2 protein-coding genes are annotated in these 2,983 nt (G+C 70.3%); both read right to left on the bottom strand.

Features of this window, described 5'->3' with window-relative positions:
• Positions 1-399: 399 nt before the first annotated feature.
• Entirely contained in the window at positions 400-1,140 is a 741-nt protein-coding gene (istB, locus tag VFR64_06670; GenBank protein HET9489417.1) for an IS21-like element helper ATPase IstB, read from the bottom strand.
• A gap of 7 nt (positions 1,141-1,147) precedes the next feature.
• Positions 1,148-2,692, bottom strand: coding sequence for an IS21 family transposase (gene istA / locus VFR64_06675; protein HET9489418.1), 1,545 nt, complete (start codon positions 2,690-2,692; stop codon positions 1,148-1,150).
• Positions 2,693-2,983: the final 291 nt, after the last annotated feature.

The following is a 2,983-nucleotide window of genomic DNA, read 5'->3' on the forward strand; positions in this document are numbered from 1 at the left end:
GCCGTGCCCATGCGCGACGGGCCGCCGCCGCACGCTGGTCTAAGAAGAAGCCGCGGTAGCCTGCGCTGACGCTTATCGTGCACCGAGCAAGGCGAGCTGCCGGCGCAGCCAGCCCTCGGCCTCCGACTCCTGGCGCTGGACTACTACGCGCTTGGACCAGCGGATGTAGACACCTGGCCATCGGCGCAGGGCGTCAGCAGGCAAGTGTTTGGCGATCCAGGCTTGCGCCGCGTGTGTGAAGGGTGGAGCGGACGGTTCCGCCGCCGGAGATCTCAAAGTCAATGCGCGCCATGACGTCCTCCAGCTGCGTATACCGGCGAAGCTGAACACCGAGATCGGTCCAACGTGAACGCGCCGATCGGGGATCGTGATCGGAGCGAAGCGACGCTGGCCGGCCGCTCAGCTGTCGAGCTTGCCCTCCTTTCTCCGCGACGGACCTTTTAACACGATCCGGTGGGCGTTGTGGAGGAGCCGATCGCAGATGGCGTCGGCCAGGGTCGGCTCCCCGAGATGGTCATGCCACTGGCCGGGTGGGAGCTGGCTCGTGACGATCGTAGAGCGGGTGCCATAGCGGTCCTCGAGGATCTCGAGGAGATCGCGGCGCTCCTGATCCTGCACGGGGGCGAGGCCCCAGTCGTCGAGGACGAGGACGTCCATACGGGCGAGTTTGCCGAGCAGGCGCCCGTAGCTGCCGTCGGCGCGGGCGAGCTTGAGGTCGTCGAAGAGCCGGGAGGCCCGGCGGTAGTAGGCCCGGTACCCGCGGCGGCAGGCGTGGTGGGCCAGGGCACAGGCGATGAAGCTCTTGCCGGTGCCGGTGGCGCCGGTGATCAGGACTTGCTGGTGTTCCTCGACCCAGCGGCAGGTGGCGAGCTGGCGGATGAGGGCCTTGTCGAGCTCGCGGCGGGCCGGGTAGTCGATGGCTTCGACACACGCCTGGGGCAGCTTGAGCTTGGCCTCCTGCAGGGCCCGGGCCAGGCGCTTGTTCTCGCGGGCGAGCCATTCGGCGTCGACCAGCAGGCCGAGGCGCTCGTCGAAGCTCAGGCTGTGCAGCTCGGCGTTGCGTTGCTGCTCGGTCCAGGCCTGGGCCAGCGCCGGCAGCTTGAGGGCGTGCAGCTTGTCGAGGGTCGGCGTGGGCAGCATGGGCTCCTCACTGGTAGTAGTCCCGGCCCCGCAAGTGCTCGTGGACCGGCACGAGGGTGAGCTGCAGCGGGGGCTCGAGAGGCGGCAGGTGGTCGAGCCCGTGCTTGAGGATCGAGTCCACGTGGCGATACGACCGGGCGCCGGCGGCGAAGGCCCGTGCGCAGGCGGCCTCGAGCCGGGCGGCGCCGTCGCGGCGGCTGAGGCGCAGCAAGCCCAGGCACGAGCGGTAGCCCTGCTCCGGGTGCGGGCGGTCGGCGAGGATCGCGGCCACGAGCGCAGCCGTCTGCGGGCCAATCGTCTCCGCCCACCGGATGAGGCGCGAGGGCGTCCATTCGAGATGGTGCTGATGGGCCTTGGGCATGTGGGCGGGATTGGTGGTGTGGCGGCCGCGGGTGTCATCGCGTGGATGGGCGGCGACGCGCTGGCCGCGATGAAAGGCCTCGATCGTGGTGGCGCTGACGCGGACCTCCACGACCTCGTGCGCCAGCTCGTGGGGGACCGAGTAGTAGTGGTGATGGATCACGACGTGGTAGTCGATGTTCACGCGGGCCTTGGTCCACTCGCCGTAGACAAAGGGCTCCGCTGGCAGCCGCCGCAGAGCGGGCTGGTCCAGGCGTTCGAACAGCTCGCGCCGGCTGGCGCCGTACCGGCGCATGCGCCGGCCATTGAGGTCGGTGAGCAGCTCGGCGATGCGGGCGTTGAGGGCGCCGAGGGAGAAGAAGGTCTCGCGGCGGAGGCGAGCCAGGATCCAGCGCTCGGCGATCTGGACAGCCACCTCGATCTTCGCCTTGTCCCGTGGCCGCGCCGGCCGGGCCGGCAGGATGGCCGTGCCGTAGTGGGCAGCCCATTCCTCGTAGGTGCGCTGCAGCCCAGGTTCGTAGCGACAGGCGAGGACGACGCCGCTCTTGAGCTGGTCACAGACGACGGCGCTCGTCACGCCGCCGAAGAAGGCGAAGGCCCGGGTGTGGCTGGCGATCCAATCGGGGACCTGCTGGGTGGGGGTGGCTTCGGCGTAGGTGTAGTTGGACGCGCCGAGGGCGGCGACGAATAACTCCGCCTCGACGACCTCGCCCGTGGCGGGATCGATGAGGCGCGGCTTCTGGCCGGCGTAGTCCGCGAAGCATTTCTCGCCGGCGCGGTGGACCTGGCGCATGGACAGGCCGCGGCGCTTCAGCCAGCGCCGGTAGAGGTCGCAGAACCGGGTATAGCGGTAGCCGTCGGGGTGGCGCTCCAGGTACTCCAGGTGGAGCAGCTCCAGGGTGACGCCGGGCTTCCGGCGCTCGGCGTGGATCCAGGCGCAGTCAGGCGCCGGGCGCTGCCGCTGGCCCGCCACCTCCGGCCGGCCGTAGAGCCGGCTCTCGAGCACCTCGTCGGTCAGCGTCTGGGCCTGAGGCCAGTCCAGGCCGGTGCCCCGGGCCCGCCCGAGCACGCTGGAGATCGTGCCCAGCCCGAGCCCGAGGCTGCGGGCCACGGCCCGGTGGCTGAGCCCCAGGCCCCACTTCTGGCGCAGCACTTCACGGATCTGCCGCATGGACAGTCGCTCGGCTGCCATCGCGCCCCTTTCGTGAGGGGCGGACGGCGCGCTGGACCATCCAGCGTCGCCCCGCTCAGGCGCCCGCCCCGTCCATGGGGCAGGGTCGCCTGTTCACCATCACCGATCTACGTGTTCACCATCCCGATCTTGGCGTTCACCATGAGCGATCCTGGTGTTCACCTTGCGCTGATCCTGGCGTTCACGTTCAGCCGATCCGGGCGTTCAGGTTGGGCCGGCGCCCGCAGCTCCGTCACCTGGCTCACCGCAGTTCGGCTCAGGACGCTAGCGCCGGCGGCATCTCGGAAGGCG

The sequence above is a fragment of the Candidatus Methylomirabilota bacterium genome (genome assembly GCA_035709005.1).
GTDB lineage: Bacteria > Methylomirabilota > Methylomirabilia > Rokubacteriales > CSP1-6 > 40CM-4-69-5.

What these genes read in the sequence shown, in the direction of transcription:
- istB (HET9489417.1), bottom strand. Translation starts at nt 1,140, where the DNA reads ATGCTGCCCACGCCGACCCTCGACAAGCTGCACGCCCTCAAGCTGCCG.
- istA (HET9489418.1), bottom strand. Translation starts at nt 2,692, where the DNA reads ATGGCAGCCGAGCGACTGTCCATGCGGCAGATCCGTGAAGTGCTGCGC.